The sequence below is a fragment of the Variovorax sp. OK605 genome (assembly GCF_900115445.1).
GTDB lineage: Bacteria > Pseudomonadota > Gammaproteobacteria > Burkholderiales > Burkholderiaceae_C > Variovorax.
In genome coordinates, this window is record NZ_FOWL01000001.1 from 61,891 (window position 1) to 87,540 (window position 25,650).

26 protein-coding genes are annotated in these 25,650 nt (G+C 68.8%); 9 read left to right on the forward strand and 17 right to left on the reverse strand.

The window, feature by feature from the left end; translation table 11 throughout:
• The first annotated feature begins 11 nt into the window (after positions 1 to 11).
• The 5 genes from clpS (at position 12) to BM013_RS00385 (ending at position 6,265) form a co-directional block, all read left to right on the forward strand.
• A complete protein-coding gene (clpS, locus tag BM013_RS00365; protein ID WP_070060554.1) occupies positions 12 to 371 on the forward strand; it encodes an ATP-dependent Clp protease adapter ClpS in 360 nt (119 codons plus the stop codon).
• Between the two features lie 67 nt (positions 372 to 438).
• Positions 439 to 2,760: an ATP-dependent Clp protease ATP-binding subunit ClpA gene (gene clpA, locus BM013_RS00370; protein WP_093121422.1), complete on the forward strand. Its 2,322-nt coding sequence runs from the start codon at positions 439 to 441 to the stop codon at positions 2,758 to 2,760.
• Positions 2,761 to 2,924: 164 nt separating this feature from the next.
• Positions 2,925 to 4,370: a cardiolipin synthase gene (cls, locus tag BM013_RS00375; protein ID WP_093121424.1), complete on the forward strand. Its 1,446-nt coding sequence runs from the start codon at positions 2,925 to 2,927 to the stop codon at positions 4,368 to 4,370.
• Positions 4,371 to 5,810: an exodeoxyribonuclease I gene (gene sbcB / locus BM013_RS00380; protein ID WP_093121426.1), complete on the forward strand. Its 1,440-nt coding sequence runs from the start codon at positions 4,371 to 4,373 to the stop codon at positions 5,808 to 5,810.
• A 14-nt stretch (positions 5,811 to 5,824) separates the two neighbouring features.
• Positions 5,825 to 6,265, forward strand: coding sequence for a DUF3574 domain-containing protein (locus BM013_RS00385; protein ID WP_093121428.1), 441 nt, complete (start codon positions 5,825 to 5,827; stop codon positions 6,263 to 6,265).
• A gap of 36 nt (positions 6,266 to 6,301) precedes the next feature.
• Here BM013_RS00385 and BM013_RS00390 read toward each other — a convergent pair whose 3' ends face one another.
• Positions 6,302 to 7,279: a Bug family tripartite tricarboxylate transporter substrate binding protein gene (locus BM013_RS00390; RefSeq protein ID WP_093121429.1), complete on the reverse strand. Its 978-nt coding sequence runs from the start codon at positions 7,277 to 7,279 to the stop codon at positions 6,302 to 6,304.
• Positions 7,280 to 7,348: 69 nt separating this feature from the next.
• Here BM013_RS00390 and BM013_RS00395 point away from each other — a divergent pair, with 69 nt between their 5' ends.
• Entirely contained in the window at positions 7,349 to 8,191 is an 843-nt protein-coding gene (locus tag BM013_RS00395; protein ID WP_093121430.1) for an NAD-dependent protein deacetylase, read from the forward strand.
• On the opposite strand, the gene BM013_RS00400 is transcribed toward BM013_RS00395, so the two are convergent.
• The 5 genes from BM013_RS00400 to BM013_RS00420 are packed head-to-tail and all read right to left on the reverse strand — an operon-like array spanning position 8,188 to position 11,997.
• Positions 8,188 to 9,426, reverse strand: coding sequence for an immunity 26/phosphotriesterase HocA family protein (locus BM013_RS00400; protein WP_177225393.1), 1,239 nt, complete (start codon positions 9,424 to 9,426; stop codon positions 8,188 to 8,190). The genes BM013_RS00395 and BM013_RS00400 overlap by 4 nt on opposite strands.
• Before the next feature lie 18 nt (positions 9,427 to 9,444).
• Complete coding sequence (locus BM013_RS00405; RefSeq protein ID WP_093121433.1) at positions 9,445 to 10,377, reverse strand: alpha/beta hydrolase; 933 nt, start codon at positions 10,375 to 10,377, stop codon at positions 9,445 to 9,447.
• A complete protein-coding gene (locus tag BM013_RS00410; RefSeq protein ID WP_093121434.1) occupies positions 10,374 to 11,234 on the reverse strand; it encodes a sterol desaturase family protein in 861 nt (286 codons plus the stop codon). The genes BM013_RS00405 and BM013_RS00410 overlap by 4 nt, the downstream gene beginning before the upstream one ends.
• Position 11,235: 1 nt before the next feature.
• The gene (locus BM013_RS00415) at positions 11,236 to 11,526 is read right to left on the reverse strand and encodes an EF-hand domain-containing protein (RefSeq protein WP_093121435.1); all 291 of its coding nucleotides are present in this window, start codon (positions 11,524 to 11,526) and stop codon (positions 11,236 to 11,238) included.
• Positions 11,527 to 11,541: 15 nt separating this feature from the next.
• The gene (locus BM013_RS00420; RefSeq protein ID WP_256221327.1) at positions 11,542 to 11,997 is read right to left on the reverse strand and encodes a hypothetical protein; all 456 of its coding nucleotides are present in this window, start codon (positions 11,995 to 11,997) and stop codon (positions 11,542 to 11,544) included.
• Between the two features lie 195 nt (positions 11,998 to 12,192).
• On the opposite strand from BM013_RS00420, the gene ompR reads away from it, so the two are divergent.
• Positions 12,193 to 12,915 carry an osmolarity response regulator transcription factor OmpR gene (gene ompR / locus BM013_RS00425; protein WP_093121438.1) on the forward strand — a complete coding sequence of 241 codons (723 nt, stop codon included), beginning with the start codon at positions 12,193 to 12,195 and terminating at the stop codon, positions 12,913 to 12,915.
• The gene (locus tag BM013_RS00430) at positions 12,912 to 14,321 is read left to right on the forward strand and encodes an ATP-binding protein (protein WP_093121440.1); all 1,410 of its coding nucleotides are present in this window, start codon (positions 12,912 to 12,914) and stop codon (positions 14,319 to 14,321) included. Before ompR ends, BM013_RS00430 begins: the two co-directional genes overlap by 4 nt.
• On the opposite strand, the gene BM013_RS00435 is transcribed toward BM013_RS00430, so the two are convergent.
• From BM013_RS00435 to BM013_RS00470, 8 genes are read right to left on the reverse strand one after another with little or no spacing between them, the layout of a single operon-like run.
• Entirely contained in the window at positions 14,270 to 15,178 is a 909-nt protein-coding gene (locus BM013_RS00435) for an isocitrate lyase/PEP mutase family protein (RefSeq protein ID WP_093121443.1), read from the reverse strand. The two genes, BM013_RS00430 and BM013_RS00435, sit on opposite strands and share 52 nt — an antisense overlap.
• A gap of 31 nt (positions 15,179 to 15,209) precedes the next feature.
• Positions 15,210 to 16,424 (reverse strand): ABC transporter substrate-binding protein, encoded by a 1,215-nt coding sequence (locus tag BM013_RS00440; RefSeq protein WP_093121445.1) that lies wholly within the window; start codon positions 16,422 to 16,424, stop codon positions 15,210 to 15,212.
• Between the two features lie 54 nt (positions 16,425 to 16,478).
• Positions 16,479 to 17,222: an ABC transporter ATP-binding protein gene (locus BM013_RS00445; protein ID WP_093121449.1), complete on the reverse strand. Its 744-nt coding sequence runs from the start codon at positions 17,220 to 17,222 to the stop codon at positions 16,479 to 16,481.
• On the reverse strand, positions 17,206 to 18,057 hold the full coding sequence (locus tag BM013_RS00450) for an ABC transporter ATP-binding protein (RefSeq protein ID WP_093121451.1): 852 nt from the start codon (positions 18,055 to 18,057) through the stop codon (positions 17,206 to 17,208). Before BM013_RS00450 ends, BM013_RS00445 begins: the two co-directional genes overlap by 17 nt.
• Positions 18,054 to 19,052: a branched-chain amino acid ABC transporter permease gene (locus tag BM013_RS00455; protein ID WP_093121453.1), complete on the reverse strand. Its 999-nt coding sequence runs from the start codon at positions 19,050 to 19,052 to the stop codon at positions 18,054 to 18,056. Before BM013_RS00455 ends, BM013_RS00450 begins: the two co-directional genes overlap by 4 nt.
• A gap of 10 nt (positions 19,053 to 19,062) precedes the next feature.
• Positions 19,063 to 19,926: a branched-chain amino acid ABC transporter permease gene (locus BM013_RS00460; RefSeq protein WP_093121456.1), complete on the reverse strand. Its 864-nt coding sequence runs from the start codon at positions 19,924 to 19,926 to the stop codon at positions 19,063 to 19,065.
• Between the two features lie 16 nt (positions 19,927 to 19,942).
• Positions 19,943 to 20,488: a LeuD/DmdB family oxidoreductase small subunit gene (locus BM013_RS00465; RefSeq protein ID WP_093121458.1), complete on the reverse strand. Its 546-nt coding sequence runs from the start codon at positions 20,486 to 20,488 to the stop codon at positions 19,943 to 19,945.
• A complete protein-coding gene (locus BM013_RS00470; protein ID WP_256221328.1) occupies positions 20,485 to 21,786 on the reverse strand; it encodes a 3-isopropylmalate dehydratase large subunit in 1,302 nt (433 codons plus the stop codon). Before BM013_RS00470 ends, BM013_RS00465 begins: the two co-directional genes overlap by 4 nt.
• A 172-nt stretch (positions 21,787 to 21,958) precedes the next feature.
• Between BM013_RS00470 and BM013_RS00475 the strand changes: the two genes are divergently transcribed.
• A complete protein-coding gene (locus tag BM013_RS00475; protein ID WP_093121463.1) occupies positions 21,959 to 22,774 on the forward strand; it encodes an IclR family transcriptional regulator in 816 nt (271 codons plus the stop codon).
• A gap of 30 nt (positions 22,775 to 22,804) precedes the next feature.
• Here BM013_RS00475 and BM013_RS00480 read toward each other — a convergent pair whose 3' ends face one another.
• The 3 genes from BM013_RS00480 to BM013_RS00490 are packed head-to-tail and all read right to left on the reverse strand — an operon-like array spanning position 22,805 to position 25,528.
• Positions 22,805 to 24,085, reverse strand: a complete 1,281-nt coding sequence (locus BM013_RS00480) for an amidohydrolase family protein (protein ID WP_093121465.1) — start codon at positions 24,083 to 24,085, stop codon at positions 22,805 to 22,807.
• Between the two features lie 58 nt (positions 24,086 to 24,143).
• Positions 24,144 to 24,596 carry a hypothetical protein gene (locus BM013_RS00485; protein ID WP_093123243.1) on the reverse strand — a complete coding sequence of 151 codons (453 nt, stop codon included), beginning with the start codon at positions 24,594 to 24,596 and terminating at the stop codon, positions 24,144 to 24,146.
• An 8-nt stretch (positions 24,597 to 24,604) separates the two neighbouring features.
• Positions 24,605 to 25,528 carry an ABC transporter permease gene (locus BM013_RS00490; protein ID WP_093121468.1) on the reverse strand — a complete coding sequence of 308 codons (924 nt, stop codon included), beginning with the start codon at positions 25,526 to 25,528 and terminating at the stop codon, positions 24,605 to 24,607.
• Positions 25,529 to 25,650: the final 122 nt, after the last annotated feature.

Here is a 25,650-nt window from a genome sequence, read left to right on the forward strand (position 1 = left end):
GAATCTTTTTCATGGCAACGAGAATTCCAAAAACTCCAAACACCCCGCCGGCGCAGAAACCGGCGGGCGATGACGGAGATTCGGTCGTCCTGGAGCGCCGGCCGCAGAAAACTGCGCCGCCCCAGATGTACCAGGTGGTCATGCTGAACGACGACTACACGCCGATGGAGTTTGTGATCGTCGTGCTGCAGGAATATTTCAGCAAGGATCGCGAAACCGCGACCCAGATCATGCTCAAGATCCACCTCGATGGCCGCGGCGTCTGTGGGGTTTATTCCCGCGACATGGCGGCCACCAAGGTGAACCAGGTGATGGAAGCGGCCCAGCAAGCCGGGCATCCGCTGCAATGTGTCAGCGAACCGGTTGCATGAACCAGTTGAATTGCGCAAGCTCCAACCCATCTGAGAACTTATTTACAGCAAGGCAAAAGGAAATCACATGATTGCCCAGGAACTGGAAGTCAGCTTGCACATGGCCTTCGTCGAGGCCCGGCAGCAACGCCACGAGTTCATCACCGTGGAACATCTGCTGCTCGCTTTGCTGGACAACCCGAGCGCCGCGGAAGTTCTGCGCGCCTGCTCGGCCAACGTCGACGACCTGCGGGCGTCGCTCACCAACTTCATCAAGGACAACACGCCCCAGGTGGCGGGTACCGATGATGTCGACACCCAGCCCACGCTGGGTTTCCAGCGCGTGATCCAGCGCGCCATCATGCATGTGCAGTCCACCGGCAACGGCAAGAAGGAAGTCACCGGCGCCAACGTGCTGGTCGCGATCTTCGGCGAAAAGGACTCGCACGCCGTGTACTACCTGCACCAGCAGGGCGTCACCCGCCTGGACGTGGTCAATTTCATTGCCCACGGCATCAAGAAGAGCGATCCGCCTGAAGCCGTCAAGGGCACCGGCGAAGCGCCTTCGGGCGAGGGCGAAGAGGGCGGCGGCGAACGCAACGAGAAGGCATCGCCGCTCGAGCAGTTCACGCAGAACCTCAACCAGATGGCCAAGGACGGCAAGATCGATCCGCTGATCGGCCGTGAGTACGAGGTCGAGCGCGTCATCCAGATCCTGTGCCGCCGGCGCAAGAACAACCCGCTGCTGGTGGGTGAGGCCGGCGTGGGCAAGACGGCCATCGCCGAAGGCCTCGCATGGCGCATCACGCAGGGCGACGTGCCGGAGATCCTGGCCGAATCGCAGGTGTTCTCGCTCGACATGGGCGCGCTGCTGGCCGGTACCAAGTACCGCGGCGACTTCGAACAACGCCTGAAGGGCGTGCTCAAGTCGCTCAAGGACAAGCCGAACGCCATCCTGTTCATCGACGAAATCCACACCCTGATCGGTGCGGGCGCAGCCTCGGGCGGCACGCTCGACGCGTCGAACCTGCTGAAGCCGGCGCTGTCCAGCGGCCAGCTCAAGTGCATCGGCGCAACCACCTTCACGGAATACCGCGGCATCTTCGAGAAGGACGCGGCCCTGTCGCGTCGCTTCCAGAAGGTCGACGTGGTCGAGCCGTCGGTGCAGGAAACCGTCGACATCCTGAAGGGCCTGAAGTCGCGCTTCGAGGAACACCATGGCGTGAAGTACGCCGTGGCGGCCCTGCAGGCCGCCGCCGAGCTCAGCGCCAAGTACATCAATGACCGTCATTTGCCCGACAAGGCGATCGACGTCATCGACGAAGCCGGTGCCGCCCAGCGCATCCTGCCGCCGAGCAAGCGCAAGAAGACCATCAGCAAGACGGAAGTCGAGGAAATCGTGGCGAAGATCGCGCGCATTCCCCCGGCCAACGTCAGCAACGACGACCGCGGCAAGCTGCAGACCATCGAGCGCGACCTCAAGAGCGTGGTGTTCGGCCAGGACAAGGCGCTCGAAGTGCTCGCCTCGGCGGTCAAGATGGCGCGTTCGGGCCTGGGCAAGGGCGACAAACCGATCGGCTCGTTCCTGTTCTCCGGCCCCACGGGCGTCGGCAAGACCGAAGCCGCGAAGCAGCTCGCCTACATCATGGGCATCGAGCTGATCCGCTTCGACATGTCGGAGTACATGGAGCGTCATGCGGTGAGCCGCCTGATCGGCGCGCCTCCGGGCTACGTCGGCTTTGACCAGGGCGGTCTGCTGACCGAGGCCGTCACGAAGAAGCCGCACTCGGTGCTGCTGCTCGATGAAATCGAGAAGGCGCACCCCGACATCTTCAACGTGCTGTTGCAGGTCATGGACCACGGCACGCTGACCGACAACAACGGACGCAAGGCCGACTTCCGCAACGTCATCATCATCATGACGACGAATGCGGGCGCCGAGACCATGAACAAGGCGACCATCGGCTTCACCAACCCGCGCCAGGCGGGCGACGAAATGGGCGACATCAAGCGCCTGTTCTCGCCCGAATTCCGCAACCGGCTGGACGCCATCGTCAACTTCAAGGCGCTCGACGAAAACGTCATCCTGCGCGTGGTCGACAAGTTCCTGCTGCAGCTGGAAACCCAGCTCAGCGAGAAGAAGGTGGAAGTCACCTTCAGCGACAAGCTGCGCAAGCACCTGGCGAAGAAGGGCTTCGATCCGTTGATGGGCGCGCGTCCGATGCAGCGCCTGATCCAGGACACGATCCGTCGTGCACTGGCCGACGAACTGCTGTTCGGTCGCCTGACCGACGGTGGCCGCCTCGAAGTCGACCTCGACGACAAGGACGAAGTGCTGCTCGACATCCAGCCGCTTCCGAAGAAGGAAGGCAAGTCGAAGCCCGAAGCGGAAGAAGCCGCCACGGGCTGAGAGAACCGGACGAGCCGCGGCCCATAAGGCCGCCGGCCTGCCTCGAAAGCGCCTGAAAAGGCCGGTAGCATTCGCGCTGCCGGCCTTTTTCTTTGGGCGCGGCCACTTCGACCGCCTTCTCGCTCCCTTTCGTTCCCCTTCGCTCCTTTTCGCTCCCTCTTGCCTTGATCCTCCCCGTCCTCAGCCCCGAATGGAAGACCGGCCTCTCCCTCGCATGGAGCGGCTACATCGCGGTGCTGTCGATCTGGATCGTGATGCAGAAGCGCGCGCCGGTGTCCACGATGAGCTGGATCCTGTCGCTCGCGCTGTTGCCGTTCGCGGGCTTCGTCATCTATTACTTCCTCGGGCCGCAGCGCCTGCGCAAGCAGCGGCTCAAGCGCCTGCGCAGCCGCGCCAGCGCCTTCGCCCAGGCCGACGTGGCGCGCCTGCGCGACGCCGCGCAGAACGCGCCGCCGGCGCTGCAGCAGATGGCCAGGCTGGGCACGGCGACCTGCGGGCTGCCGGTGTCGAGCGCGGTCGACGTCGAGCTGCTCTCGGGCGGCGCGCGCACCTTCGACGCCATCTTCGACGCCGTGCGTGCCGCACAGGACCACATCCACCTCGAGTACTACATCTTCGAGCCCGACAAGATCGGCACCGCGCTGCGCGACCTGCTGGTCGAGCGCGCAAGGCAGGGCGTGACGGTGCGCCTGCTGATCGACGCGCTGGGCTCCAAGCGCATCGGGCGCAAGTTCATGGCGCCGATGCTCGAGGCGGGCGTGAAGCTGGCGCTGTTCCACGACACCAAGATCGGCCGCCGCCTGCGCCCGGTGACCAACTACCGCACCCACCGCAAGATCGTGGTGTGCGACGGCCGCGTGGGCTTCACGGGCGGCGTGAACATCACCGACGAGGAAGACAAGCGCACCAATCCCGACGCGTACCACGACGTGCACCTGCGCATCGAGGGCAGCGCGGTGCGCTGGCTGCAGACCACCTTCCTCGAGGACTGGACCTACGCCACCGGCGAAGACCCGCGCGGCATGGACGACACGCTGAACGCGCTGCTGCCGCAGCTGGAGGCGGGCGACATCCCGGTGCAGATCGTCACCAGCGGCCCCGACAACGCGATGGAAGCCATCCACCGCATGCACGTCGAGGCCATTCATTCGGCCACGACGCGCGCCTGGCTCACCACGCCGTACTTCGTGCCCGGCGAGCCCGCGCTCATGGCGCTCACCAGCGCCGCGCTGCGCGGCGTCGACGTGCGCCTGCTGGTGCCGCGGCGCAGCGACTCGGCCATCGTGAGCGCCGCCGCGCGCTCCTATTTCGACGAGCTGATCGCCGCCGGCGTGAAGGTCTGGGAGTACAAGGCGCGCATGCTGCACTCCAAGACCTTGGTGGTGGACGACCATTGCGCGATGATCGGCACCGCCAATTTCGACAACCGCAGCTTCCGCCTCAACTTCGAGGTGTGCGCGGTGGTTTATGGTCCCGAACTGGCCCGGCCGCTGGCGGCGCAGTTCGAGACCGACCTGCACAGCGCCGGCGCGGTGCGCGCCAACCGGCCCCAAAGTTTCTGGCGTCGCCTCGGCGATGCCATTGCGCGCTTGTCTTCACCCTTGCTCTGAATGAACCACACCTTTCTCTGGCACGACTACGAAACCTTCGGCGCCGTGCCGCGCCGCGACCGCCCCTCGCAGTTCGCCGCCATCCGCACCGACGCCGAGCTGAACGAGGTCGGCGAGCCGCTGATGGTCTATTGCAAGCCCGCGCCCGACTACCTGCCCAGCCCCGAGGCCTGCCTGATCACCGGCATCACGCCGCAGGTGTGCCTGGAGCGCGGCATTCCCGAGCACGCGTTCGCCGCGCACATCGAGAAGGCCTTCTCGCAGCCCGGCACCATCGGCGTGGGCTACAACACCATCCGCTTCGACGACGAGGTCACGCGCTTCCTGTTCTGGCGCAACCTGATCGACCCGTATGCGCGCGAATGGCAGAACGACTGCGGCCGCTGGGACCTGCTCGACGTGGTGCGCCTCACCTACGCGCTGCGCCCCGACGGCATCCAGTGGCCGAAGAAGGAAGACGGCAAGCCCAGTTTCAAGCTCGAAGACCTGGCGCGCGCCAACGGCCTGCTGCATGAATCGGCGCACGATGCGCTGTCGGACGTGCGCGCCACCATCGCGCTGGCCCGCCTCATTCGCGACAAGCAGCCCAAGCTGTTCGACTTTGCCTTCAGCCTGCACAAGAAGGACCGCGTGGCCAGCGAGCTCGGCCTGCCGGCCATGCGCGAGACCGCCAAGCCCTTCCTGCACGTGTCGGGCATGTTCCCGGTCGAGCGCGGCTGCATCGCCGTGATGTGGCCGCTGGCCAGCCACCCGACCAACAAGAACGAGCTGCTGGCCTGGGACCTCGCGCACGACCCCAGCGAACTGCGCGACCTCGACGCCGACACGCTGCGCCTGCGCCTGTTCACGCGCACCGCCGACCTGCCCGAAGGCGTGGTGCGCCTGCCCATGAAGGGCGTGCACCTGAACAAGTCGCCGATGGTGGTGGGCAACCTGCGCACGCTGGCGCCGGCCATGGCCGAGCGCTGGAACATCGACCTCGACACCGCCATGCGCCACGCCGCCATCGCGCGCGACCTGCCCGACATGAGCGCCATCTGGTCGCAGGTGTACGCCCGGCCGAAGGAGGCCGCGCCCGACGTCGACGAAGACCTCTACGGCGGCTTCGTCGGCAACGCCGACCGCCGCCGCCTCAACCAGCTGCGCGCGCTGTCGCCCGAAGAGCTGGCCAAGGACCGCACCGGTTTCGACGACGGCCGGCTCGACGAGATCCTGTTCCGCTACCGCGCGCGCAACTGGCCCGAGCTGCTCAACGAAGACGAGACCGAGCGCTGGGAATCCTTGCGCGTGGCCCGGCTGTTCAAGGGCGAGGGCGGGGCGCGCACCATCGAGATGCTGTTCAGCGAGGTCGATGCGCTGTCCGAAGAGGCCGACGAGCGCGCCGAGGAAATCCTGGGCGCGCTCTACGAGTACGCCGAGGCGATCGCGCCCGAGGCCTGAGCGGTCACCGCGCCATGGCACGCACCTCGTTCTCGCTGATGGCCGCCGCAACGGTGCTTGCCTTCGCCGGGTGCGGCGCCTTGCCGCCGGCGACTGTCGCCGCCAGCCGATGCGGCAGCGGCTTCGAGGCCTTCGAGCGTGACACGCTCTACTTCGGCCGCGCCATTCCCGCTGGCGGCCAGGTCTCGGACGCCGAATGGGGCGCCTTCCTCGACGAGAACGTGACGCCGGCCTTTCCGCAAGGCCTGACGGTGATCGACGCCACCGGCCAGTGGAGTGGCGTGCAGGGCGTGCAGGGCGGTGTGGTGCGCGAGCGTTCCAAGATCGTCGTGCTGGTGCATCCGCGCAGCGAGAAGGACGATGCGGCCATCACGCGCATCGTCGGCGCCTACCGCCTGCGGTTCGCGCAGGAGGCGGTGCTGCAGGAGCGGCAGGCGGTCTGCGTTCGCCTCTGAGGCTGCAGGAGTTGGTGGCCGGGCTCGGGTTCCGGTCTACAGCTTGATCCCCGCGCCCTTCACCGTCGGCCCGAGCACGTCGACCTGCTCCTTCACGAAGCCGTTGAACATCGCCACCGATTCCGGCTTGGCCACGATGCCCAGCTCGGTCAGCTTCTGCTGGATCTCGGGCATCACCAGCACCTCGTTGCACGCGGTGTTGAGCCGAGCCACCACGTCCGGCGGCAGCCTCGCAGGGCCCGAGAGCCCGAAGAAGTTCTCCAGCACCAGCTTCGGCTGGTGAAGCTCCACCATCGTCGGCACGTCGGGCATCAGCGGGGAGCGCTGCGTGCCCGTCACCGCCAGCGGCACCAGCTGGCCGCTCTTGAAGAACGGCACGTACGCGGTGATCACGTCGATGCCCACTGGAATGGTGTTGGCGATCAGGTCGGTGGTCATCGGTGCGCCGCCGCGGTAGGGCACGTGCACCATGTTGATCCCGGTGGTCTTCCTGAGTAGCTCGCCGTGGATGTGGCCGATCGACCCCGGTCCGCCCGAGCCGAAGTCCATGCGCCCGTCCTTGCGCGCCATCGCCTCGAACTCGGCATAGGTCTTCAGGCCCGACGGCTTGCTCGCCATGACCACCAGCGGCGCCGCGCCCAGGTAGGCGATGTGGGTGAAGCCCGTCACCGGGTCGTAGGGCTGCTTGTCGAGCGTGAACGGCCCGAGCGCGATGGGCGTGGTGTTCGACAGCATCAGCGTGTAGCCGTCGGCCGCCGCCGCGGCCACCTGCGCACCGCCGATGGTGCCGCCCGCGCCGGGCTTGTTGTCGACCACCACCGGCTGCCCGAGTTTCTTGGCCAACTGCTCGGCCATCACGCGCGCCAGCACGTCGCTGGAGCCGCCGGGCGGGAAGGTCACGACGATCCTGATCGCCCGGTCGGGCCATTGGGCGAAGGCGGGCAGGGCGGCCGAGGCGACGCCCGCGGCCAGGATGTGCAGCGCACCGCGGCGCGTGGGGCGAAAGGATGTCATGGCGTTCTCCGCAGACGGATAAGAACGAGGCCTTTAGCAGGAATCGGGCCGCCGACTTATGCTGGCCGCATGTCCGCCAATCCCCCCGCGCGCACCGCGCCCGCCGCGCTAGCCGACTTCGCCACCCGCCACCCCAGGCTCTTCGTGCTCACCGGCGCGGGGTGCAGCACCGAATCGGGCATTCCCGACTACCGCGACGCAAAGGGCGAATGGAAGCGTCCGTCGCCCGTCACCTACCAGGCCTTCATGGGCGAGGACTCGACGCGCCGCCGCTACTGGGCGCGCAGCCTGATCGGCTGGCCGACCATGGCCGGTGCGCGGCCCGGCGCTGCGCACCGCGCGCTGGCGCAGATGGAGCAGGCGGGCCGCGTGGGCCTGCTGCTCACACAGAACGTCGACGGCTTGCACGACGCCGCCGGCAGCCGAGACACCATCGACCTGCACGGACGCATCGATACCGTGCGCTGCATGGCCTGCGAACGGCGCATGCCGCGCGCGGCGCTGCAGCTCGAGCTGCGCGAACGCAACCCGCACTGGGCGGCGCTCGAAGCCCGCGCCGCACCCGACGGCGACGCCGACCTCGAAGGCCACGACTTCTCCGCCTTCGACGTGCCCGCCTGCGCGCACTGCGGCGGCCTGCTCAAGCCCGATGTGGTGTTCTTCGGCGAAAGCGTGCCCAAGGAGCGCGTCACCGCGGCCTTCGCGGCACTGGAAGCGGCCGATGCGGTGCTTGTGGCCGGCTCGTCGCTGATGGTGTATTCGGGCTTCCGCTTCGTGCAGGCAGCGGCTGCGGCGGGCAAGCCCGTGGCGGCGGTGAACCTGGGCCGCACGCGGGCCGACGAGCTGCTCACGCTGAAGGTCGAACGCCCGGTGGGCGAGGCGCTGGAGGAACTGGCGAGCCAGCTGGCTTAGGTATTCGCCTTGGGTGCGCGTTTGGCCTTGGGCTTGGCTTTGGGCTTGCTTTTTGGCTTGCTTTTGGGCGTTGGCTCCGCCGGTTGCATCTGCGCGATGAAGGCCTCGGGCGACAGGCTGCCGGCCCACTGCGCATACGCGGCATAGTCCGCCACGCCGTCGCACCCGATCTCGGCCAGCACCCGCTTGAACGTGGCGGCGTGCTCGGGGTGCCGCAACTCCCAGGGCCGCCCCGGCACGCGGCCCGCCAAGGCTTCCTGCAGGGGCGTGCGGTCCAGCATGCCGATGCCCATGCCGCTGTCGGTTTCGTCGCCGATCGCTGCATCCGCCAACCGGTGCCAGCCGAATCCCCAGTAGAAGAACGCATGCCCTTCCTGCGTCGGCGCCGTGCCGACACCGCAGGGAAAGTCGATGTCGCCAGGCACCAGCGCCTTGCGGCCGATGACCGGAAACCCGCCCCAGAAGAGCTGGTTGTCCATCATGGTCTGGGCCGGCAGCAGCGGCCAGGCCGACAGCGCTTCGACGCTGGGGTGCGGGTCGGCCGATGCGCCGTCGAACAATCGCACGATGAGCGGCACCGACATCACGTAGTGCCAGGGGTGGTCTTGCGGCAGCAGGCCGGCCGTGCGAATCTCCTTCAGGCTGCCCAGCAGCAGGCCAAAGCCGTAGCGCGTGTCGTCGATGCGAAAGCGAAAGACATCGCCGGGGCGGTACTTCAGCTGCTGGCGCGGGGCCGACTTCATCTCGGCGATCTCCTGGTGCAGGCCATCGGAGATGCGTTGCATCCGCGCACGCAGGTAGACGCGCAGCTCGGCGTGGTTGTGCAGGCTGCCGTCCTGCCAGAAATCGATGGCGCGCATGTTGCGCGTGTTGAGCGCGGAAACATCCGATTCCTTCAGCCGCTCGCCGATGAACGAGGCCTGGAACCAGCGGCCGTTGGCGCGCTCCGTCATGAGCAGCACGGCCGCGGAGATCTTGCGCTCCTTGCCGCGCGATGTCTTGGGCAGCAGGAAGGCGCGTTCGCGGGTTTCGAGCAGCGTGTCGACTTCGAGGTACCCGTCGGCGCCTGCGCGCAAGAACTTGCGCAGCGTGTCGCCGTCGAAGAAAGCCACGGTGTCCTTGAACATCACGCGCGCCCAGTGCGGCGGCACCGGGTCGAGGCCGACGCTGTCGCGCTCCGCGTTGTCGAGTTCGAAGAAAGGCTGGGAGAAATCGGAGGAGGGCTGCTTCGGCATGCCCTCCATCCTAGTTCGCTAGCTTTGCGGCTTGCCGATCGCGCCCTGGGCGCCCAGGGCGCCCGTGGTGGCCTTCGCGCCCTGCGCCCCCACCGATCGCACGAACCCATCCACCGCCGCGGTGTAGCCGCCCGGCAGCCCCAGCTCCGCATTGATCTGCGCATGCGAAAGATCTTCGGGCAGCACCTCGGCGCGCCCGCCGGTGGCCGCCACCCGCGCCGCGAACTGCTGCGACTGCGTGCACGACCCGTCGCGCCGCTGCGTCGAGCACACCAGCAGCACCGGCGCCGCACCGGGCGCGAGCGTGTCGGTCGGGGAGACGGCGCGCCACAGCGCGGGGTCGCTGCCGAACACGCGGTCGTAGAAGTTCATGTGCCGCCGCCGCATGAGCCCCGTGGTGTCCAGCGCGGCGCTGTCGAGCGCGATGGTGCCGAGCCAGGGGCGCGCGCCTTGCTGGCGCGCGATGTCGGGCGAGGCGCCGAGCAGCGCCACCAGGTGCGCGCCGGCCGAGTGGCCCATCAGCACGAAGCGGCCCGCGTCGCCGCCCCACGAAGGCGCGCTGGCCTGCGCCGTGGCCACCGCGCGCGCCACGTCCTGCGCCTGCTGCAGCACGTCGACCTGCGGCACGAAGCGGTAGCCCACCGACACCAGGATGAAGCCCTGGTCGCGCACCCAGTGCTCGACCTTCAGGTCGATCACCGAGGCTGCCGCCTTGTCGCCGAACATCCACGCGCCGCCGTGCACCATCACCAGCACCGGCGCACCGTGTGCGTTCGCGGGCAGGTAGACGTCCATGCGCTGGCGCGCGTCGGGGCCGTAGGGCAGGTCGGCGATGCGGCGGATGCCGGCGGGTGTCCCAGGTGTCGCGGGTGCGCCGGGTTGCTGCGCCACTGCAGGAAAAAAGGCCAGCAGCCCCAGCCAGGCCGCGCAGATCCGAAGAAGACGTGTCATGAAGAAGCTCCCGGAGGGCCGAAGAGGGTGGAGATTTTCGCGCGCCAGCCGCGGGCTTTCCAGAGGTCGCGGCCCAGGTTCGCCCATTCGTGGAAGGCGATGCGCAACGGGTTGTGCGTGCGCAGCGGCGTGGTCAGGCCGTAGCGCATCGCCACGTCCTCGCGCTCAGCGGCGAAGGTGCCGAACATCCGGTCGAACACGATCAGCACGCCGCCGTAGTTGCGGTCCAGGTACTCGGGGTTGGACGCGTGGTGCACCTTGTGGTGCGTGGGCGTGTTCAGCACCCATTCGAGCGGGCCCAGGCGCGGCATCCACGGCGCGTGCAGCCAGAACTGGTACAGCAGGTTGGCGGCCAGCGTGGCCACCACCGCCAGCGGCGGAAAGCCCAGCCACACCAGCGGCGCGAAGAACAGCGCGGTGCCGGTGAGCTTGCCGGTCCAGCCCAGGCGCAGCGCGGCGGCCAGCGTCAGCTCGTTGGGCGAGTGGTGCACCGCATGCGTGGCCCAGAACCATCTCACCCGGTGCGCCGCGCGGTGGTACCAGTAGTAGCAGAACTCCTGCCCCACGAACAGCAGCGCGAAGGCGGCGGGTGTGGACAGCGTAATCGTGTCGACGCGGTGGGCATGCGCCCAGGCCAGCACCGGCGCGGCAATCGACAGCCCCAGCGCATCGACCGCGCGGCGGCCCACGGCATCGGCCAGCGAGGCGCCGTAGGCGCGCCAGTCGTAGGCCCGGTGCCGCACAAAGGTCTGCACCAGCCCTTCGAGCGTGGCCGCGGCCAGCACGAAGACCAGCAGGGCGGTCAGCCAGACGGCAATGCCCGGCCCCATCGATTCGCGAAGCACATCGAAGGACATGCTATTTCTGCCGCCCGTTGCGCTGCTGGGTCGCGGCGTAGGCCTCGATCTGGTTCATCGTCACGCTGCCTGCATGGGCGCTGTCGATGGCGTCGAAGTTGCGGTAGACCCAGGGCATCTTGCCGCGGGCTTCGTCGCGCGTGAGGCGGCCGTCGACGTTGGCGTCGGCGGCGCCGAAGCGCTTGTGCAGTTCGCTGCGCATCTGCTCGACGCGGCCGGCATCGGGCGCCTGCGCGCAGGCGGTGAAGGAGGCGGTGGCAAGCACCAGCAGAAGGGCGTGGCGGGTGGTCATGGCGGTGCCTTTCGCTCAGCGGCAGGGAATGACCGCGCCGGCCGCGCTGTAGCAGGTGGCGCTGTGGGTGAGGCCGGTGCCGCTGCTGTAGCTGGTGCTGCTCTGCACGCTGTTGCCGGTGGCGGCGCTGGTGGCCGTGGTGCTGCGGCCTTGCGTCACGTTGCCCGACGCATCGCGTGTCGCACTGCCGCTGCTCTCCACGTTGCCGCGTGCACCGGAGGCCGCAAAGCCGCTGCGGTGGCTGGCCGAGCCGTCGGGGTTGACCGAGGTGGTGCCGGCGCGCGCCGCATAGCCGCCGTCGGGGCCGCGCATGCCGCGCATGTTGCTTGCGGTGGTGCCGCCCGCGGCATCGGGCCGCACGACATGGCGGCTGGCCGCGGCGGCCTCGGTGGCCGAGAGCGTCATGAGGGCCGTGATCGACAAGGCCCCCGCCAGCATGGCGAAGGTCGACGGGGAAAGAACGCGCTTCATGTCCGGAACTCCTTTGCGGTAGCGGCCGCGCACCGTGCGAAGCCATGACAGCGACTGTGGGCGCGAGGTGTGAGCCAGCCATGGCGGCGCCGGGCCGGTTCATGACAATCCGTGAGCGCGCACGCGGGGCCCTGTCATCGTTTGTCATGATTTCGGGCCCGGCCGGCCGGCCCGGGCGCCGTTACGATCCCCCGCATGACCGAAGCGCTGGCCCGCATCCTGATTGCCGACGACGAAGCCGACCTGCGCGCGCTGCTGCAGCGCTACCTCGGCGACCAGGGCTATGCGGTGCGCACCGTCGAAAACGCCCAGCCGCTGGACAAGCTGCTGGCCCGAGAGCGCTTCGACGTGCTGGTGCTCGACGTCATGATGCCGGGCGAAGACGGCCTGGCCGTGTGCCGCCGGCTGCGCGCGCAGGGCGAGACCATTCCCATCCTCATGCTGACCGCGCGCGGCGACCCGGTCGACCGCATCGTCGGCCTCGAGATGGGCGCCGACGACTACCTGCCCAAGCCCTTCAACCCGCGCGAACTTCTGGCGCGCATCCAGGCGCTGGTGCGGCGCCAGCGCATGCTGGGCGCGCACACCGGGCCCGCGCCGGCGCAGGAAAGCGTGCGCTTCGGCGCTTTCACGCTGCACCTCGGCGAGCGGCGCCTGGAGCGGGCGGCAGACGGCGGCATGCAGGACGTGCCCCTCACCACCGGCGAATTCGCGCTGCTGCAGGCGCTCGCGCTCAATGCCAACCGCCCGCTGGGCCGCGAGCGCCTCATCGAGCTGGCCCACGGCCGCGCGCACGAGGCCACCGACCGCAGCATCGACGTGCAGGTGATGCGCCTGCGCAAGCTCATCGAAGCCGACTCCGCCCAGCCGCGCCACATCCGCACCGTGTGGGGCGTGGGCTACCTGTTCGTGCCATGAAATTCCTGCCGCGCAGCCTGTTCGGGCGCAACGCGCTCCTGATCGTGACGCTCATCGCGCTGGGCCAGATCGGCGGCGGCCTGCTGCTGCGCGAGATGATCATCAAGCCGCGGCTCGACCAGATTGCCGACAGCGTGGCGCGCAACGTGGCGGCCATCCGCGCGGGGCTGGTGGCGCTGCCGCCGGCGCAGCGGCCGGCGTTCGTGGAGGGGTTCAACCGGCAGGCGCTGGCGGGCCGGGCCGAGCGTGCCGATCGTGCTGGACGTGCGGACAAGGCGCGCGAGCAGCAGGCCGTCAGCCCGCGCGTGCTGCTCACGCCGCTGGAGCGCGGCTTCGTGCGCTCGGTGTCGGCGCGTGTCGCCAGCCAGGGCGTCGAGGCGGTGTGGCGCCGCGAGACCGACGGCGGGCTGGCGCTGCGGCTCACGCTCGACGGCAGCGACCACTGGGTGGTGATGCCCGGCGTGCTGCCCGCGCGCGAGTTCACGGGTGCGATGGTGGCGGTGTCGATCGGCAGCGCCTTGCTCGCGCTGGCCGGTGCGCTGTGGTTCCAGCGCCGGCTCAACCGACCGCTGGTGCGCGTGGTGGAAGCCGCGCAAACTCTGGCCCGGGGCCAGGAGCCGGCGCCGCTGCCCGAAGACGGGCCCACCGAGGTCGCCACCGTGAGCCGCAGCTTCAACCAGCTCGTCGGCAGCCTGCGCCAGACCGAGCGCGAACGCGCGCTGATGCTGGCCGGCATCTCGCACGACCTGCGCACCCCGCTGACCAAGCTGCGCCTGGGCGTGGAGATCGTGCGCGACCGCATGGAGCCCGAACTGGTGAGCAGCATGACGCGCAGCGTGGAGGAGATGGACGCCATCGTCGGCCAGTTCCTCGACTTTGCGCGCGGCGACGCAGACGAGCGGCTGGCGCTGGCCTCGCTCGACGACCTGGCGCGTTCGTTGGCCGAGGCCAGTGCCGATCACGGCCGGCCGGTCAGTTTGCAGCTGGGCGGCGTGCCATTGCTGCCCTTGCGCCCGCAGGCGATGCAGCGGGCCATCGGCAACCTCGTGGAGAACGCCTGGCGCCATGGCCGGGCGCCGGTCACGCTGTCGACCCGCGTGTCAGGCGAAGAAGCGATCGTCGAGGTCGCGGACCACGGCGACGGCATCGACCCGGCCGAGGCGGAAGCGCTCAAGCAGGCTTTTCGCCGCGGCCATGCCGACCGCAGCGGCGCGGCCGGCGCGGGGCTCGGCCTGGCGATCGTGCAGCGTGTCGCGCAGGCGCATGGCGGGCGGCTCGAACTTGAGACGCCGCCCGGTCAGGGCCTGCATGCGCGGCTGTGCGTGCCGCTGCACCCGCCGCTGCACATGTCGCTTCAGGCGGCGCGCTTCAGTGCCGGCTCCACCTCGTCGGCTTTCACCTCGTAGTACGCCTGCCGCTCCTCGATGGCGTTCCAGCCGATGAAGTCCTTGAACGCCGGCATCGTCGTCTGGCCGCTCGGCAGCCCGTCGACGTCGCCGGTACGGCGCTCCGACAGCACCTGCAGGTTGGCCTGCAGCGCATGCACCGTGCTCATCAGCGTCACGATCGGGTAGGTCGCGAAGGCTGCCACGGACTCGATCTGCGCGCGGCTCAGCTTGGCCATCCACAGCCCCTGCATGAGCTGCAGCGACAGCCGCCGGCCCGTGGCCTCCTTGAGCTTCACCAGGTCCTCGAAGCCCTTGAAGGTGCGCGAGATCGGCTGGATCAGGTCGGCGCCGGCCTCGGCGTACTGGCACGCGCGGTCGGTCGCCTCCGACGGATCGATGGCATCGGTGCGCGCCACGATCAGAAAGTCGGGGTCCTGGCGCGCATCCACCGCCGCGCGGATCTTCGCCACGGCGTCGCGCACCGGCACCAGCGGCATCGTCGTGGCGGCGGCGGGGCAGCGCTTGGGGCTGAACTGGTCTTCGATGGAGATCGCGGCCACGCCGGTCTTCTCGAACTCGCGCACCGTGCGCGCCACGTTGATCACGTTGCCGTAGCCGGTGTCGGCGTCGGCAAAGATCGGCTTCTTCACGACGTTGGCGATGCGGTTCACCACGCCCACGTTTTCGGTCAGCGTGTACAGCTCCACGTCGGGCTGGCCCAGCAGCGAGGCCGAGATGCCGAAGCCCGTGGTGAAGATGCCGTCGAAGCCCGACTGGTCGACGAGCAGCGCCGAGAGCGCGTCCTGCGCGCCGGCCATCCAGAAGGTGGGGCCGGAGGTGATGCGCGCGCGCATCGTCTTGCGAACTGAGGTCATGGGAAAAGTGCTCCTTCGGAAAAGTGGGGAATCAACGCTTCACCGGGTCGATGTACCCGCCGAGCGACACGAACTTCTGGTCCTTGAGTTCCATCAGCGCCACGCCGGTCTGGCCGCGGCGCGCATAGCCGCCGGCGCTCAGCGGCTGGAACGAAATCTTCGGGCCGATCTTCTGGTCGAAGCCGGTCATGCCGTCCAGCGCGGCCACCACCTTGGTGCGGCTGGGCTCGTTGCCCGCGCGCTTGAGCGCCTCGACCGTCACCGCCGCGGCCGAGTAGCCCATGAGCGCCGTGGAGGAGGGGGCCGACTTCGGGTACAGCTTGGTGTAGCGCGCGAAGAAGTCCTTGATGACCGGGTTGTCGCCTTCCACCGCGTCGTAGTACGAGCCCACATACAGCTTGGCCGGGCTCTTGCCCAGCAGCTCGACGAACTTCGGGTCGTTCAGGCCGCCCGCGCCGAACACGGTCGGCTTCCAGCCCAGCTTTTCCGCGCCGCGGAAGAACAGCACGGCCTCCTGGCCCAGCGCATAGACGATCACCACGTCGGGCTCGGCCTGCTTGAGCTTGAACACCTGCGAGGTGATGTCGGTGGCAAAGCGCTCGAAGCTCTGCGCCTCCACCAGCTTCAGGCCGTGCTTCTCCAGTTGCTTGGACGCGATGTCGTAGGCCGGCTTGCCCCAGCCGTCGTTCTGGTAAAGCATGGCGATCTTCTTCGCCTTGAGCTTCTCCACCGCGTAGTCGATGTAGGCGGCCGTCTCGGTCGACTGCGGCGAGGGCAGCACGTACAGCAGCTCGCGCGGCGGCGTGGAGGTCAGGTCGGAGATGCTCAGCGCGCCGATGGTCGGCACCTTGCGGGTCGAGCTGTACTCGTAGGCGCTGATGTTGGTGGCGTGGCCGATGTTGCCCACCATCGCCAGCACGTTGTCGCGCTCCACCAGCAGCTTGGCGTTGGCCACCGACTTCGCGGGCTTGAGCTCGTCGTCGTAGGTGATGAGCTTGATCTTGCGGCCGTTCACGCCGCCCTGTTCGTTCACCATGTCGAAGTAGGTGCGGATGCCTTCGTCCACCGCCTTGCCCATGTAGGCCAGCGTGCCCGACATCGGCTGCGACGAGCCGAGCACGATCTCCTTGTCGAGCACGCCCTCGGCCTTGTTCTCGAAGGCGAAGGCCAGGGTCGGCAGTGCGGCGGCGCACAGCAGGGCGGCGCCGGCGGCGAGCACGGTACGGCGCGAAGCGGGGTGGGTCATGGGTCTGTCTCCTGTCATTGGTGTGGGGAAAAAATCTGCTTGGGCTCAGCCGCCTCAGCCGCCAAGGTAGGCGCGGCGGATGTCCTCGTTGCCGGCCAGCTCGGCGGCCGGCCCGTGCATGACGACGCGGCCGGTCTCGATGACGTAGCCCTCGTCGGAAATGTCGAGCGCGATGTCGGCGTCCTGCTCCACGATCAGCAGCGTGAGCCGCTCGCGGTCGCGGATGTCGCGCAGCGTCGAGAAAATGGCGTCCTTCATGATGGGCGCCACGCCCATCGAGGGCTCGTCGAGCATCAGCAGGCGGGGCTTGGCGAGCAGGCCGCGCGCAATCGCCAGCATCTGCTGCTCGCCGCCCGACAGCGTGCCCGCGCGCGAGGTGATGCGCTCCTTCAGCCGCGGAAAGTAGCCCAGCACGCGGTCGATGTCCTCGCGCACCTCGCCGGCCGGGCGGGTGTAGCCGCCGAGCACCAGGTTCTCCTTCACGGAGAGCTGCGCGAACACCATGCGGCCCTGCGGCACATGCACCACGCCGCGGCGCACCAGCTGTTCGGCTGGCACGTTGGCGATGCTGCGCCCGTCGAACACCGCGGTGCCGCCGGACACCGGCAGCAGGCCCGAGAGCGCGCGCATCAGCGTGGTCTTGCCCGCGCCGTTGGCGCCCAGCACGCACACGATGCCGGCCGCCGGCACCTCGATCGACACGCCGTGCAGCGCGCGGATCTTGCCGTAGGCGGCGCCCAGGTTGTCCACGCGCAGCAGCGGTTCTCCGCGCTTGCTGTCTTCAACGGCGTTTGCCACTCTTGCCTCCTCCGAGATAGGCCTCGACCACGGCCGGGTTCTGTTCGATCTCGCGCGGCGAGCCCTGCGCCAGGAAGGCGCCGTTGTGCATCACGGTGATGGTGTCGGAGATCGACATCACCAGCGGCATGCTGTGCTCGATGAGCAGCAGCGTCGCGCCCGTGGCCTGCTGCAGCCGGCGCAGCGTGTCGCCCAGCGCGTCGATCTCGCGGTTGTTCATGCCGGCGGCCGGCTCGTCGAGCAGCATCAGCACCGGCTCCAGCGCCATGGCGCGCGCCAGCTCCACCAGCTTCTGCGTGCCGTAGGGCAGGTCGCGCACCAGCGTGTGGGCATGCGCGCCCAGCTTCAGGCTGTCGATGATCTGCTGCGTGCGCTCGCGCTGCTCGCGCTCTTCGCGGCGCTGGCGCGGCAGCCGCAGCAGTGCCTCGGCCAGCGTGCAGCGCATGGCGCCCGAGCGCGCGATGAGCACGTTGTCGAACACCGTGAGCTCCGCGAACAGCTCCAGGTTCTGGAAGGTGCGCGCAATTCCCAGGCGCGAGATCTGGTGCGCCTTGCACTTGAGCAGGTCGTGCTCGCCGTGGGCCGTGCGCAGGCGCATCGCGCCCTTCTGCGGCGTGTAGAAGCGGCTGATGCAGTTGAGCATCGTGGTCTTGCCCGCGCCGTTCGGCCCGATCAGCGCGTGCACGGTGCCGGGCATCACGTCGAAGCCGACGTCCTGCACGGCAACGATGCCGCCGAAGCTCATGCGCACGTCCTGCAGCGACAGCAGCGGGGCCGTGCCGGCCGGGGCTTGCGCGCGGGTGGCGACGGGGGCGCCGTCGATCAGTGCCCTCATCGCGGCACCTCCGAACCCGATGTCGCACCCGATGCCGCACCCGAGGCCGCATCCGCGCCCGGCAGCTTCTTGCGCTTGAGCAGGCTGGCCAGCCCGTCGGGCAGGAACATCAGCGCCAGGATCATCGCCACGCCGTACAGCGCGCGCTGGAACTGGTCGAAGCCGAAGTAGGTGAGCAGCTGCGGCGCGCCGATGACGAACACCGCCCCCAGCACCGAGCCCATGATCGAACCCAGCCCGCCCACGATCACCATCGACACGAAGCTGATCGACACCATGATGTTGAACAGCGACGGATCGATGAAGCGCACCACCGGCGCATACAGCGCGCCCGAGAGGCCCGTGTAGAACGCGCACACGCCGAAGGCAATGAGCTTGAGCTTGGTGGCATTCAGGCCCAGCGCGCGCGAGGCGGTCTCGCTGCCCTTGAGCGCCAGGAAGCCGCGTCCGAAGTGGCTCTGCGAGAGGTTGCGCGCAATCCACAGCGCGGCACCCAGCACCACGGCCACGAACAGGTGGTAGGCCCGCTCGTCCAGCGCGAAGCCCAGGAGCGTCGGGCCGGGCGCGCCCATGCCGTTCTCGCCGCCCGTGAGCTCGCCGCCGGACTTGGCGATCTCCACCGAGATCATCACGAAGCCCAGCGTGGCGATGGCCAGGAACACTTCCTCCAGCCGCAGCACCGGCAGCGCCAGCAGCACGCCCACCACGGTGGCAATGGCCGCCGCGATGAGCATCGACAGCACCAGCGGCACGCCGAAGTGCGTCGTGAGAATCGCGCTGCCGTAGGCGCCGATGCCGAAGAACACGGCGCCGGCCATCGAGATCAGGTTGGTGTAGCCCGTCAGGATGTTGGTGCCGAAGGACGCGAGCGTGTAGATCAGCACCAGCGTGAAGATGTAGAGCACGTAGCCGCCCGGAATGAGCGGTGCGAGCACGAACAGCAGGATGAAGGCGAGCGGCGCCAGCCAGGGCCGCGAATCGAAGATGCGAGTCATGGAGCTTGCCTCAGACTTTCTTGACCTGGCGCCGCGCCAGCAGCCCGTGCGGGCGCAGGATCAGGATGGCCAGCATCACGATGAAGGGCACCGCGTCCTTCCATTCGGAGGACAGGTAGGCGCCGGTGAGGTTGGAGGTCACGCCGATGATCACGCCGCCCAGCAGCGCGCCGGGCATGCTGCCGATGCCGCCGAGCACGGCCGCCGCGAAGGCGAAGTGCAGGGCGCTCTGCATCATCGAGAAGTGCACGAAGGTCAGCGGCGCGATCAGCAGGCCCGCGGCCGCCGCGATCACGTGCGACAGCGCCCAGGCCAGCGAGTAGATGCGCTTGATGGGAATGCCCATGAGCCGCGCGGCCGTGGGGTTCTCCATGGTCGCCTGCATGGCGATGCCCAGCCGCGTGAAGCGGAAGAACGCGAACAGCGCGCCGGCCAGCGCCGCGCACACGCCCACGATGCCCAGGTCGATGCCCGAGACGATCACGCCGCCCAGGTCGATGGGCGCGGCCGGGAACACGCTGGGCAGCTCCTGCGTGTCCTTGCCCCAGATCCAGATGGCGAGGTCGCCGAAGATCAGGAACAGGCCCAGCGTGCAGATGGCCGACGACAGCAGCGCCTTGCCGATGAAGCGGCGAATGATGAAGCGCTCGATCAGCATGCCGAGCGCCGCGCCGAACAGCAGCACGATGGGCACCACGGCCCACATCGGCAGGCCCAGGCGCACCAGCGTGCAGGCGGTGAAGGCCGAGAGCATGGCCGCCTCGCCGTGCGCGAAGTTGAGAATGCCGGTCGCCTTGAACACCATCACGATGCCCAGGGCGATCAGCCCGTAGATGGCGCCCAGGGCGACGCCGCTCACGATCATCTGGAGCATGCGGTGTGCTCCGGGCTCAGGCCGCAGACGGTGCGGCCGGCGATGCTTCGCCTTGCTTCGCCAGCCGTGCCTTCAGGTACGGAATGAAGCCGCCGGCCTCCAGCGTGCCGCGCTCCACCGACGACAGCCGCTCGAACGGCAACTGCCTGCCGCTGCCGACGTTCGTGACGGTGCTGGCCTCCCAGTCGACCTTCAGCTCGTCCCAGCGCGTGGCGATCTCGCGGATGCCGGGGCAGGTGACCAGCGGAAAGCCCATGCTGATCTCGCCGCGGAAGAAGCCCGGCGAGAACGACTCGGCAATCACGCCGGCCACGCCCAGGTGGCGCATGGCGCGCATCGCGGGGTAGTGCGGGTGGCCGTAGCCGAAGTTGTGGCCGCCCACGAGCAGGTCGCCCTTCTTCACGGACTTGGCAAAGTCGGGGTCGTAGCTCGTCATGGTGACGGCCGCCAGCTCGTGGATGTCGGTGATCTTGATGTTCTTGATGCCGACGATCAGGTCGATGTCGAAGTCGTCTTCCTTGAAGACCCAGGCCGCGCGGCCTTGCAGGTTGGACATGCTCATGCGGCGCTCCCTTCGAGGGCGCGGGAGGCCTTGGCTTTGGCTTCGGCAGCTTCGGCCAGGTACGGGCGGGGGTCGGCAATGCAGCCTTCGAGCGCGGAGGCCGCCACCACCGCCGCGTTGCAGATGAAGATTTCCGAATCGGCGCTGCCCATGCGGCCCGGGGTGTTCAGCGTGCCGGTCGACACGGCGCGCTGGCCGTCGGTCATGGTCGCGATGCGGCCGTAGCAGTAGTCGCAGCTCGACGAGCTGATGAAGGCGCCGGCGTCCACCAGCGTGGAAATCAGGCCCTCCTTGGCGGCCTGCGACATGATGGCCTGCGAGGTCGGCACCACGTGCAGCTGGAAGCCCGGCTTGATGCGGCGCCCGCGCAGCACGTCGGCCGCGGCGCGCAGGTCTTCGAGCCGGCCGCTGGCGCAGGAGCCGAGGTAGCCGGTGTGCACTTCCAGGCCCGCGTATTCGGACAGGTCGCGCGTGTTGGCGGGGCTGGGCGGCGCCACCACGATGGGGGTGAGCGCGCTCACGTCGATGGTCACTTCGCGGTCGTACACGGCGTCGGCGTCGGGGTAGACCGGGTCGAGCACGATCTTCGAGCGGCCTTCGGCGTATGCCAGCGTCCTGGCGTCGGGGGCGATCAGCATGGTGGTCGCGCCCAGGAACATGGCCTGACCGCAGATGGTCTGGCGGCCTTCGATGCTCATCTCGTCGATGACCGGCCCGCACAGCTCGACCACCTTGAAGCGGCACGACGACGGGCCCAGCACGCGCACCATGTGGTGGAACACGTCGCGCGCCATCACGCCGGGCTGCAGCGTGCCGGTGAGCTCGATCTTCACCGTGCCGGGCACGGTGAGCGCCATGGTCTCGCTCACGAAGGTCTCGAGCACGCTCTTGCGCGCGCCCATCGCCAGCGTGCCGAAGGCGCCGAGCTGGCTCACGTGGCCGTCGAAGTGCACCGCGAACGCGCCCGGCGTGGCGTAGCCCAGCTCGGCCGACACCTGGTGGCCGATGCCTTCGCGCTCGTGCACCGGCACGCCCTGTTCCTTGCCCCAGGCACGGGTGACCTTGTGCAGCTCTTCTTCCTTGGGCGCCGTGGCCGGGACCATGTGGTCGATGAAGAGCACGAAGCGCTCGGGGCTGGGCACCTTGTCCACGCCGAACTCCTCCTTGGCTTCCTTGAAGAACACGTCGGTGTAGCCGGGGAAGTCGTAGGCGATCACGAAATCGGGACGGGCCAGCACTTCCTCGCCGGCGCGAACGCTGGGGCGTCCGGCCACGCGGGCCAGGATTTTCTCGGTCATCGTTTGGGGCATCTGCATTCCTTGTGTATCCACAATGTGGCGACGTGTGTTGTCGCTTCCCATGAATTACAGATGAGCCGGCCTTTTGCCCCGGATGAGGATAACCCTTAAATATCCACAATGTGGATGCAATATAAAGCGACACCTAGGAGACAAAACCGGAAGGGCAGACATGGCAGGAAAAGAATCGCCACAAGGTGAGAACGCACGCACCGGCACGCAGAGCATCGAGCGGGTGGTCGGCATGCTCCGCGTTGTGGCGTCCCGCGGGCGGCGGGGCATGCGCATCGGCGAAATCGCGGCGACCAGCGGGCTGCCGCAGTCGACCTGCGCGCGCATGCTCACGCGGCTGGAAATCGAAGGGCTGGTCGATCGCGACGTGGCCACGCGCAAGTACTTTCTGGGGCCGCTGCTGTACGAGCTGGGCCTGCTCGCGCGGCCGCGCTACCGGCTCAGCGAGCTGTGCGACGGCGCGCTGCACCGGCTGGCCGACCTCACGCAGGACACGCTGTACCTCAGCGAGCGCAGCGGCATGGAGGCGGTGTGCACCAACCGCGCGCTGGGCGACTTTCCGATCAAGGCGATGCCGCTGGACATCGGCATCCGCCGCCCGTTGGGCGTGGGCGCGGGCGGCCTGTCGATGCTGTGCGCCATGCCCGAGGCGGAGGCCGAAGCCATCATCCAGGCCAACGGCCATCGGTACGAGAAGTTCGCCTCGTTCACGGCCGACTTCCTGCGCGAGGCCGTGGCGCAGGGCCGGGCGCGGGGCTACGCCTTCATCGACAGCGTGGTGACGCCCGGCACGGGCGCCATCGGCATCGCGTTCCCCAAGAACAACCCGGTGGGCGCGATCAGCATCGCGGCCATCTCGGGGCGGCTCGGCGCCGACCGCTGCGACGACATGGCGCGCGAGCTGCGCCGCGAGGTGCGCAAGATCGAGGCGGCGCTGCTCGGCAACACCGCGCCGGCGGCCGCGGAAGACGACTGACCCGGGCCTGGCGCCGGCGTGTTGTCCAGCTCAGCGCCGGGGCGTCATCCAGCTGGTCGAATCGCCGCGGCCGGCGATGTGCAGGCTCGCGGTGGCCGCGGGTGTTTGCGCCAGCAGCTTGCCCTTGCGGAACACCTTGAGCCGCGTGGCGCGCAGGCGGATCGCCTCGACCGGGTCGCGCGCCTGCAGCAGCACGAAGCTCGCCTCGCAGCCCGCCGCGAGGCCATAGCCTTCCAGGTGCATCACGCGCGCGGCGTTCGTGGTCACCGCCTCGAAGCACTGGCGAATGCCGGCCTGGCTGGTCATCTGCGCCACGTGCAGGCCCATGTGCGCCACTTCGAGCATGTCGCCCGAGCCCATGCCGTACCACGGGTCCATCACGCAGTCGTGGCCGAACGCCACGTTCACGCCGGCGGCCATCAGCTCGGGCACGCGCGTCATGCCGCGGCGCTTGGGGTAGGTGTCGTGGCGGCCCTGCAGCGTGATGTTGATGAGCGGGTTGGCAATGACCGCCACGCCGCTTTGCGCGATGAGCGGCAGCAGCTTGCTCACGTAGTAGTTGTCCATCGAGTGCATCGACGTGCAGTGCGAGCCCGTCACGCGGCCCTGCAGGCCCAGGCGCTGCGCCTCGAACGCCAGCGTCTCGATGTGGCGCGACAGCGGGTCGTCCGACTCGTCGCAGTGCATGTCGACCAGCTTGCCGCGCCCGGCCGCCATTTCGCACAGCAGCTTCACGCTGGCCGCGCCGTCGGCCATGGTGCGCTCGAAATGCGGAATGCCGCCGACCACGTCCACGCCCTTGTCGAGAGCGCGTTCGATGTTGGCGACACCGCCCGGCGAGCGCAGCACGCCGTCCTGCGGGAACGCGACCAGCTGCAGGTCGAGGTAGGGCGCCACCTGGCGCTTGACCTCCAGCAGCGCATCGACGGCGAGCAGGCTCGGGTCGCTGGTGTCCACGTGCGTGCGCACCGCGAGCAAGCCCTTGGCCACCGCCCAGTCGCAGTACGCCAGCGCGCGCTCGATGAGCGCCTCTGCCGTGAGCAACGGCTTCAGCTCGCCCCACAGCGCAATGCCTTCGAGCAGCGTGCCGCTCTGGTTGACGCGCGGCAGGCCGTAGCTCAGCGTGGCGTCCATGTGGAAATGCGGGTCGACGAAATGCGGCGAGAGCAGCAGGCCCTGCGCGTCGAGCGTCTCGTGCGCGGGTGCGGCAAGGCCCTCGGTGACTTCGGCGATGCGCCCGCCCTGCACGGCGATCGACATGCCGGTGCGGCCGTCGGGGAGGGTGGCGTTGGTGATGAGGAGGTCGAGCATCGTGGGTCTTTGTGATCGTGGGGCGGACGGTGTTCGTTCGGCGCTGGCCCGCCGGGGTTCAGCGCGTGCGCTGCGGCCGGAAGCGGTACTGTCCCGGCGCCGGACCGACTTCGATCGTGACGCGGCGCAGCTTGTCGTCGTGCCCCGAGTCGGCCTTGGCCGTCACCACGATGCCGCGCGGCGTGGCGCGGCAGGTGAGGTCGCTCAGCGCGATCTCCGCATGGTCGTTGTCGAGCTCCGCGACCGCGACCGTGTGCTCGGCATGCAGGCTGCCGTTGGCGTCGCGCGTCATCCACTGCACGTAGAGGAACGACTGCGCGTACTGGTCGGCATGCACCACGCGGTAGGTGCCGTGGTGGTCCTTGCCCCAGGTGCCGCACAGCTGCACCCAGCTCACGGCGTCGGGCGTCTTGAAGGTCTCGTAGCTGTAGTCGGCGCCGAGCGCCTGCGCGTTCGCGCCGCACAGCGCCAGCGAGGCGGCGAGCAGGGCGCCGCGCGCGGTGGAGGTCATGGTCATCGTCAGCGTTCTCCCTTGCGGTAGGGCTTCATCAGTGCCTGCGGGTAGCTGGCCTTGCGCGCCACCAGCACCAGCGCCAGGATCGACAGCAGGTACGGCAGCATCAGGTACAGCTGGTAGGGCAGCACGGCGTCGCCCGATTGTTGCAGCCGCAGTTGCAGCGCGTCGAAGAAGGCGAACAGCAGCGCGCCGAGCAGGGCCTTGCCGGGCCGCCACGAGGCGAACACGACCAGCGCCACGCAGATCCAGCCGCGGCCGTTCACCATGTTGAAGAAGAAAGCGTTGAACGCCGACAGCGTGAGGAACGAGCCCGCCATGCCCATCAGCGCCGAGCCCGCGACGATGGCGCCGGTGCGTGTGGCCGCGACCGACACGCCCTGGCTTTCCGCGGCCTGCGGGTTCTCGCCGGCCATGCGCAGCGCCAGGCCCAGCGGCGTGCGGTACAGCACCCAGCCGACCACGGGCACCAGCAGCAGCGCGAAGAGGGTGAGCGCGGTCTGCGCGCTCAGGATGGGAACGGGCAGCCAGTCCATCGGCGCGAAGGGCGTGATGGTCGGCGGTGTATTCACCTTCGGAAAGCTCACGCGGTAGCCGAAGTAGCTGAGCGCGGTGGCCAGCAGGGTGATGCCCAGGCCGGACACGTGCTGCGAGAGCGCGAGCCCGACGGTCAGGAAGGCATGCAGCAGGCCGAACACCATGCCGGTGAGCGCGGCCACGCCCACGCCCGCCCACAGCGGCGCGCCGGCATACACCGCGAGCCAGCCGGTGAAGGCGCCCGCGACCATGATCCCCTCGATGCCGAGGTTGAGCACGCCCGCGCGCTCGCACAGCAGCACGCCGAGCGTGCCGAGGATGAGCGGCGTGGCGATGCGCAGCACCGCGACCCAGAAGGCGGGGTTGGCGAGGATGTCGAGGAAGTCGGTCATGCGGTATTTCTCCCTCCCCTTCCGGGGGAGGGTTTGGGTGGGGGCTGGCGGCTTCCACCGCCGCGCAGCTTCGAAGGCCGCGTGCCCCCATCCCAGCCTTCCCCCGGGAGGGGAAGTGGCAA

Excerpts from the sequence above, each read along its gene's own strand:
- BM013_RS00420 (WP_256221327.1), bottom strand. The coding sequence starts at position 11,997 with ATGAAGCGCGTTCTTTCCCCGTCGACCTTCGCCATGCTGGCGGGGGCC.
- BM013_RS00470 (WP_256221328.1), bottom strand. The coding sequence starts at position 21,786 with ATGACCGAGAAAATCCTGGCCCGCGTGGCCGGACGCCCCAGCGTTCGC.
- BM013_RS00385 (WP_093121428.1), top strand. The coding sequence starts at position 5,825 with ATGGCACGCACCTCGTTCTCGCTGATGGCCGCCGCAACGGTGCTTGCC.
- BM013_RS00410 (WP_093121434.1), bottom strand. The coding sequence starts at position 11,234 with ATGTCCTTCGATGTGCTTCGCGAATCGATGGGGCCGGGCATTGCCGTC.
- BM013_RS00460 (WP_093121456.1), bottom strand. The coding sequence starts at position 19,926 with ATGCTCCAGATGATCGTGAGCGGCGTCGCCCTGGGCGCCATCTACGGG.
- BM013_RS00405 (WP_093121433.1), bottom strand. The coding sequence starts at position 10,377 with ATGACACGTCTTCTTCGGATCTGCGCGGCCTGGCTGGGGCTGCTGGCC.
- sbcB (WP_093121426.1), top strand. The coding sequence starts at position 4,371 with ATGAACCACACCTTTCTCTGGCACGACTACGAAACCTTCGGCGCCGTG.
- BM013_RS00450 (WP_093121451.1), bottom strand. The coding sequence starts at position 18,057 with ATGAGGGCACTGATCGACGGCGCCCCCGTCGCCACCCGCGCGCAAGCC.
- clpA (WP_093121422.1), top strand. The coding sequence starts at position 439 with ATGATTGCCCAGGAACTGGAAGTCAGCTTGCACATGGCCTTCGTCGAG.
- BM013_RS00390 (WP_093121429.1), bottom strand. The coding sequence starts at position 7,279 with ATGACATCCTTTCGCCCCACGCGCCGCGGTGCGCTGCACATCCTGGCC.
- BM013_RS00480 (WP_093121465.1), bottom strand. The coding sequence starts at position 24,085 with ATGCTCGACCTCCTCATCACCAACGCCACCCTCCCCGACGGCCGCACC.
- BM013_RS00430 (WP_093121440.1), top strand. The coding sequence starts at position 12,912 with ATGAAATTCCTGCCGCGCAGCCTGTTCGGGCGCAACGCGCTCCTGATC.
- BM013_RS00395 (WP_093121430.1), top strand. The coding sequence starts at position 7,349 with ATGTCCGCCAATCCCCCCGCGCGCACCGCGCCCGCCGCGCTAGCCGAC.
- clpS (WP_070060554.1), top strand. The coding sequence starts at position 12 with ATGGCAACGAGAATTCCAAAAACTCCAAACACCCCGCCGGCGCAGAAA.
- BM013_RS00400 (WP_177225393.1), bottom strand. The coding sequence starts at position 9,426 with ATGCCGAAGCAGCCCTCCTCCGATTTCTCCCAGCCTTTCTTCGAACTC.
- ompR (WP_093121438.1), top strand. The coding sequence starts at position 12,193 with ATGACCGAAGCGCTGGCCCGCATCCTGATTGCCGACGACGAAGCCGAC.
- BM013_RS00485 (WP_093123243.1), bottom strand. The coding sequence starts at position 24,596 with ATGACCTCCACCGCGCGCGGCGCCCTGCTCGCCGCCTCGCTGGCGCTG.
- BM013_RS00455 (WP_093121453.1), bottom strand. The coding sequence starts at position 19,052 with ATGACTCGCATCTTCGATTCGCGGCCCTGGCTGGCGCCGCTCGCCTTC.
- BM013_RS00440 (WP_093121445.1), bottom strand. The coding sequence starts at position 16,424 with ATGACCCACCCCGCTTCGCGCCGTACCGTGCTCGCCGCCGGCGCCGCC.
- BM013_RS00435 (WP_093121443.1), bottom strand. The coding sequence starts at position 15,178 with ATGACCTCAGTTCGCAAGACGATGCGCGCGCGCATCACCTCCGGCCCC.
- BM013_RS00415 (WP_093121435.1), bottom strand. The coding sequence starts at position 11,526 with ATGACCACCCGCCACGCCCTTCTGCTGGTGCTTGCCACCGCCTCCTTC.
- BM013_RS00475 (WP_093121463.1), top strand. The coding sequence starts at position 21,959 with ATGGCAGGAAAAGAATCGCCACAAGGTGAGAACGCACGCACCGGCACG.
- BM013_RS00465 (WP_093121458.1), bottom strand. The coding sequence starts at position 20,488 with ATGAGCATGTCCAACCTGCAAGGCCGCGCGGCCTGGGTCTTCAAGGAA.
- BM013_RS00490 (WP_093121468.1), bottom strand. The coding sequence starts at position 25,528 with ATGACCGACTTCCTCGACATCCTCGCCAACCCCGCCTTCTGGGTCGCG.